This is a genomic window from Spirochaetota bacterium (genome assembly GCA_004297825.1).
Lineage (GTDB): Bacteria > Spirochaetota > UBA4802 > UBA4802 > UBA5368 > FW300-bin19.
On record SCSX01000058.1, the window covers coordinates 43884 to 50366 of the forward strand.

Consider the following 6483-nt stretch of genomic DNA (forward strand, 5'->3'; position numbering starts at 1 on the left):
GCCCCGCCGCGCCGCGCTCATGACGGGGCCGGAAGCTCCAGCACGGGGCCTGCCGCGTAACGGTCCGCCACGTGAAGGGAAAAGCCCGCGCCCAGTACCTCCCGGTGCGCCCGCAGGGCGAGCGCCGGGGTGTTGTTCTCCCCCGAGAGGTGCGCCAGGCACAGCCACGCGAGGCGGCCCCCGTGCGCGGCGGCGAGCTCCGCCGCCTCGAGGTTTGAGAGGTGCCCGCCCTTCCCGCGGATACGCTTTTTAAGCGCGGCCGGGTACGATCCGTCCTCGAGCATGGCCGGGTCGTAGTTGCTTTCAAGCAGGGCGGCGTCCACAGACGAGAGGGCGCGCTCGAGCGCACCGAACACGTGTCCCAGGTCGGTGAATATGCCCAGGCGGACCGCGCCGTCGTCGATCACGAACGCGGACCCGTCCGCGCCGTCGTGGGGCGTGGGAATGGTCTCCACGGTGAGCGCACCGATCCGGAACGCGTCCCCCGGGCGGAAGTGGCGCACCTCGCGGAGCGTACCCTGGTCGCGCGACGCCCGCGCCGCGCGCAGCGTCTTCTCCGAGATATAGAGGGGCATGCCGAATTTACGATGGAAGATACCGGCGCACGAGACGTGATCGGCGTGATCGTGGGAGACGATGAGCGCGTCGACGCGCGCGATGTCGCGCCCGCAAGCCGCCAGGCGCTCTTTCGCGCGCTTCCCGCTTATACCCGCGTCGATGAGCAGGCTCACGCCAGAGGACTCGATGTAGATGCAATTTCCGGCGCTCCCGGACTGGAGGGGTATTACGCGCATGGGCCGCGGGAGCTGTTTATGTCCATGATTCCTTTCCCAGGAGGGCGCGGTCGATGACCTCCCGGATCGTCTTCTTCGCCGTGTCGTCGTCCTGGGGCCCGTCCTCGGCGCTCGCCCACGTCTCGGCGGAGACGTAGCGCACACCCCGCTTTTCGAAGCGCACCGTGAAGATGCAGCGGCCCGACCAGCTCCGGTGGAAGTAAAAGACGCCTCCCTCCTCGTAGATGAACCAGCGGTCCTCCATGGCGGAGGGCTGGAAGCCGTGGCACATGCGGCTGTAGTCCGCGGGCGTGAAGGAAAGCCTGAGATCGATCGCCCGCCGGGCGCGCGCCATGGGCCGCGACGTATGGTCGGAGCGCACGGTCTTGATACCGGACGCGACCAGGTCCAGGTTGTCCCCCCGGGGGTCGTCGTACGCCACATGGTCGCCGGGCGATTCGGTCCGCGCATCCGACGGCTTCGACCGCTTCGCGCGTCCTCGCGGCTCCTTCCCAGCGCCCTTTTTCTTCACGAAGGCCGCCGCGATCTCGAGCATTTTCGCCTGGGCGTCCAGGAGCAGCGTGACCGCCGCGTCCCCGCTCTCGCGCAGCATCGATTCGTCGATATAGGCCTCGGTCCCCTCGGGCATGGAATCGGACCAGCGCTTCCACTTCCCGGCCATGGCGAGACGCACGGCGCGCTCGAAGAGCGTCACGGCCAGCTCCTCGAGCTCTTCGCCCGTCTCGCGCAGCAGCGCGCGGTACGCCGCCGAGAGCTCGGGCTTGCTCTTCTTGAATTCCTTCAGGTCGACGACGCTGCCGTTGGCGCGCTTCACCCGCATGGGTGCCTTCCGCGGGGGCTTTATGTTATCGGGCATGGGTTCCTCTTGTTCCAATTTCATAAAAAGGGGGCGGGTATTCAAGCAGAAAATAATGGGCCCTGGGGCGGGTGCCCCTGGCAGGGGCGGGGCTGCGAGACGCGCGCGGGACGCGATTGTCCCTTGCGGGGAGTGCCCCCCAGGCGGGGAATGCCTTCACGAGGGAGAAAGGCCTGCGTGGCCTCTCTCCCTCGTGGCTCCCACTCTCCCCGCTCCTCAATCGCCGGAGCGGCTGACGCCCGAACTCGCCTCGCCGGCTGGCGCCGGACTCGGCTCACAGCCGGGCGCAGACGCGACCTCGTGTCGCGCGCCCGGCACTTGGACATCCTGTCCATCGCAGTGGGCTGAAGTGGTTTGCCGCTGGCGCGGCGATCTAGGTCTTAGTTCCCGTTCCGGATGCCACGAGTACTGCTTTCAGGGGCTCTTCCACGCTTCCGGGGACGTGTTGCTAACAAGGCTTTGCTTTTGGGGAACCGTGGATGAACACTGATTTTTGAAAGAAGAGTATATGTGTGCAGCGCAATCTGCCAAGTCGTCGCCCCCTCCCCTGAGTCCGTCGAAGGGTGGCCGGACAGAAACAAGAATGAGCCGGGATGACGTGGCGCTGAATGTACGCTCTTTCCGTAACACGCGATAAATTAACCGCGAATAAACGCGTCATATGGTAATATTTATTAAAACTGTTTGAAATAGTATGATTATGGTGAATAATTCAAAGATGGGGTGATGCGTTATGGCACAAAATCAAATTGCAACCGGGGTCGTTCATGAGGTTCCTTTGGATTTAAGAAAGGCCCTTAAAGCGGCCCCCGCTGTGGTAAAACTCTGGAATGAACTTACGCCGCTTGCGCGCAATGAATGGATTTGCTGGGTTATTTCCGTAAAGAAACCTGAGACGAGAAAACAGCATATTGAGCGGTTATGCAATGAACTTCTTGCCGGAGAACGCCGACCATGTTGCTGGGCGGGTTGCCGGCATCGTTGACCTGGATGACCATTGGCAGGCGTATCCGCGGCGAAGCGCGCTTATCTATATCATGACACGGAGGAACAATGGAAGTAAGGTACAAGATTGAAAACGGGCCTGATTTAGTATTTAAAACAGGTTTGTTATCGGGAGCCGCAAACCTGTTCGTTAACGGCATTAAACAGGAAAGAACGAAAGAAAAGGGGAAGCCGTGGAAGGTTACCCTGAATGACGGCTCACAAAAATCCATTCTTATCAAAAACATCTATAGTTTTTTATATGAACCTAAAATCACTATCGATGGCAAAGAAGTTACAATCGATCGGAAACTTGCCTGGTGGGAACTCGTACTTTGTTTTGCACCGATGATCTTATTGATCGGGGGAGCGGTCGGCGCATTATTCGGTTTGGTGTCATTTTTTATCAATATCCACGTATGCAGGAATAACTATTCAACAATAAAGAAGATCGGGTTAACCGTATTATCAACGGCTGCCGCATTGTTTTCATATTTCATGATTGCGGTAATCATCAACAGCCTAAGGGCATGATTCGTCCTTCGCACGCGCGGGCACACGGAAAAATTCTGGGCGCGCTACGGAGCACGCGTACGGCATGCAGGTGCCGGTCGCTCGCGTCGACGGAACGCGCCCCGTCCTGAAAGTCCCAGAGCACCACCGGCAGCAGTCCCATCGAATGCAGGAGCTCGAGCGGGGGATACAGCGGAAAGCAGCCAATGGCCCTGCGGCCGCGCGGGGGCGTTTCGTGTATCGGACCCGGCCCGGCGGGACCGGAATATCGGTCCACGCATGGTGTAGACATGCTGGCCTCATGTTAGCCTCATGTTGATCTCATGTTGAAGACATGCCCCCTAAATCCCCCGAAGGGGGACTTCAACAATCGGCAGAATGTGCATTTTCTAATAATGACAGATGTCGTTGCCCCCCACCAGGGGTATGGGGGGCGTTTTTGACTTGTGGGTAATGGGTAGATATTAATCGGGGGACCGATATCAGCCCCTCCCTCCCCGGCGCTTCTCCCTTTTACTGGTACAAAGCCCCCGACGAACCAGTAACGACCCCGATATGGAGCCGAAACGGAGATTATCAGGCAGATGACTGGACGACGCCCGGACAAAGACGGGCACACCAGTGAAGCCGCGCCCCAACACGCTCGCAAAGAAGCGCGGGGCCGGCGCTAAAAGCATAATATCGGTTGACTTATTGCATTTCCCCCGGTATCACGCTTCCAAGGATGCCCACCATGCACTTGGAAACAAATCCCGGCCCGGGAACCCGTTTCATGCCCGCCCCACCCTGTACGGCGCACCACGCGCCTCCCCGGCTGATCGAGATATACGTTTTGGCGGATTGTGTGATATCAGATTGCTGCTTGTTTGCTTCACTGCATGGTGGGGGTAATTATTTGCCAATTCCAGAAGATAGCCAGGTGCATTCGTTCGCGACACACCTGGTGGAACGGGGGACCGTTAGCCGGTATAGCCAGGAGTTTTTGGGACACAAAAGCCCGTCGACGACAATGGTGTATACGCATGTGAGTACGGTTTCTTTTGGGAATAGCATGAATCCGTTCGACGGGTTTGATGATGACGTGAAGGTATAATTGCTTACGCGAAACGTTGCGGATAAACATTTCTTTCAATGGTTTAGGTGTAGGGTTGCGGGAAAGAGGGGTTGTACGCAATTTTCGCGGTCTTATTCTTTAAAATAAATACAAAGGATCACTATATGGCAATTATAAAAGATCCGATCACATTCTCGAAGCAGTTTAAAATATCAAAAGTCGGATTAGACAAACTTGGAATATTCAATCCGACACTGAATGTTGATACAAAATTATTTATAGATCCATTATTGCTAGAAACTTGCAAACACCCTGAAATTTCATCTTCGTCGGAAGACTTTTAATAAATTTTTTGAAACTATAATCAAGTTATTATCTAAATCACATAAACATGATGATGTTGCTTGGCGAAATGCAAAACGATTATTACGATTTAAAGAAGTAAGTGGTATTTGTTTGGGGTATGGAGCTGCTTCAATACAAGGAAGTGGTTTTGGACCTTATTTGTCCGACAATTTGATCAATAATGCTAAAGAAATAATAGATTTAGGCGTAAATGATCCAGATTTATTTTTGGTCTTGGCCTTGTTTGAAGAAGGAATTGGTCCTGATAGAATTAGTGATATGACCGCCAATATAATAATTGAAGATTTATCAGTATTTAGTGAAAAAATATGTTCTTTTTTAAAAATAAATACTGACGAATTTAGCTGTAATGGTAAACTGCTAAAATTCCCCACTAATCCTGTAAATCCAAAATTACCAATTATATTACTTCCGAAAGAAATATTACGTGATTTACCAATTGCAACGGATTGGGACGGAGTATCAAGTGCTGCCGCTCAAAACCAGGATATTCGCGATAAAATAAATAAAGCAATAGGTGATATTTGGTCAACTAAATCAAGAAAAGTCAAAAGCTTTATTCGTGATCAGATTCGATCTAATAAAAATGCTTTTAATTTAATTTTAGCAGCTATGCATGAAGTCAGAAAAGCGCCTTACGATTATGAAAACGACCCAGAGGGTTTCATAACATGGCAGAAATATATTCGCGAAATTATGGACATCCGTCCAGGAGCTTTTCAGAAATGGACAAATAAAAAATTATCTATCGAAGATATTATCTCATTGGTAGATGAAATCCTATTACAATTTAAATTGCTTGTAGAGAAGAAGGGATTGTGGAAAGAGTTTTGGGCAGGAGATAAAAATAGACCGGAAAAAAGTGCTCAAAGGTTATTTTTTGCAGTTGCGGACTCCTTTTGTAAAGCATATGATTTAGATTTATCACCAGAAGCTGATTCTGGTCGTGGTCCAGTTGATTTTAAGGTTTCGCAAGGAAACAAAAAGGTTTTGATTGAAATAAAACTATCCAACAATACAAATTTAGTGACAGGCTACATAAATCAATTAGAATTATACAAAGAATCCGAAGAAACAGCGCATGCTGTCTATTTAATTATTGATTTAGGAAACTCAGGTAAAAAGGAGGACGAATTATTAAGAATTAAAAATGAATACAATAGTAAAAAGTATCCATTATCTCAGATTTATATAATTGATGGATCAAGGAAAATATCTGCCAGTAAAACAAAGTGATTGATAAAAACTGCGAAAACTGCGTACGACATAGCATACCCGCTTCTTCGCTGCGCTCCTCGGCCTTCGGCACACCGCGATTGAAGCGTGGAACGCGGCGTCGGGTATGCTTTGACGTTATATGAAATTGGCGCCCTTGTGGGTTTACGGAAATCATATGAATAGAAAACCGCCGACTGAAGTATTAAGACAATTACGTGATGAAGTCAATTTTGGATGTCCTATTCCAAATTGTGGAAATCCTTATCTCACTTGGCATCATTTTGATCCGCCATGGCATATCAAACAACAGCATGATCCATCTGGTATGATTGCTCTTTGTCGTGATCATCATGATAAAGCTGATTCTGGTATTTATACAATTGATCAATTACATGAATTTAAAAGATCGGCCATAAACAATAATACTAATATCAAAAGTAAATTTGAATGGTTACGTAGAGATATTTTTACCATGATAGGGAGTAATATTTATTTTAATACGCCACTAATATTTGAATATAATAATAATCCGATCATTTGGTATAATCGATCTGACAATGGATATATGTTATTAAATATGGGGCTTCAGACTATCGTGTGGAATCCGGAAACAGGTCTAATCCACCTAAATGAAACAGAATTGCGGTTTTAAATCTATTTCTATTGCGAAAACCACAGGCTTTACTTTTAATTTTCTG

General features: G+C 50.6%; 7 protein-coding genes. 5 read left to right on the forward strand and 2 right to left on the reverse strand.

What is annotated here, in order from left to right; translation table 11 throughout:
- Window positions 1–17 precede the first annotated feature (17 nt).
- Window positions 18–1244 carry an MBL fold metallo-hydrolase gene (locus EPN93_11630; GenBank protein TAL34776.1) on the reverse strand — a complete coding sequence of 409 codons (1227 nt, stop codon included), beginning with the start codon at window positions 1242–1244 and terminating at the stop codon, window positions 18–20.
- A gap of 1139 nt (window positions 1245–2383) precedes the next feature.
- Here EPN93_11630 and EPN93_11635 point away from each other — a divergent pair.
- On the forward strand, window positions 2384–2635 hold the full coding sequence (locus EPN93_11635; protein ID TAL34777.1) for a hypothetical protein: 252 nt from the start codon (window positions 2384–2386) through the stop codon (window positions 2633–2635).
- Between the two features lie 68 nt (window positions 2636–2703).
- A complete protein-coding gene (locus EPN93_11640; GenBank protein ID TAL34778.1) occupies window positions 2704–3168 on the forward strand; it encodes a hypothetical protein in 465 nt (154 codons plus the stop codon).
- Here the strand turns inward: EPN93_11640 and EPN93_11645 are convergent.
- A complete protein-coding gene (locus EPN93_11645) occupies window positions 3149–3439 on the reverse strand; it encodes a hypothetical protein (protein ID TAL34779.1) in 291 nt (96 codons plus the stop codon). The genes EPN93_11640 and EPN93_11645 overlap by 20 nt on opposite strands.
- A 432-nt stretch (window positions 3440–3871) precedes the next feature.
- Here EPN93_11645 and EPN93_11650 point away from each other — a divergent pair, with 432 nt between their 5' ends.
- The 3 genes from EPN93_11650 to EPN93_11660 all read left to right on the forward strand — a co-directional run bounded on the left by EPN93_11650 (window position 3872) and on the right by EPN93_11660 (window position 6437).
- A complete protein-coding gene (locus EPN93_11650) occupies window positions 3872–4240 on the forward strand; it encodes a hypothetical protein (GenBank protein TAL34780.1) in 369 nt (122 codons plus the stop codon).
- Between the two features lie 417 nt (window positions 4241–4657).
- Window positions 4658–5803, forward strand: a complete 1146-nt coding sequence (locus EPN93_11655) for a hypothetical protein (protein TAL34781.1) — start codon at window positions 4658–4660, stop codon at window positions 5801–5803.
- Between the two features lie 157 nt (window positions 5804–5960).
- Window positions 5961–6437, forward strand: a complete 477-nt coding sequence (locus EPN93_11660; protein TAL34782.1) for a hypothetical protein — start codon at window positions 5961–5963, stop codon at window positions 6435–6437.
- Window positions 6438–6483: the final 46 nt, after the last annotated feature.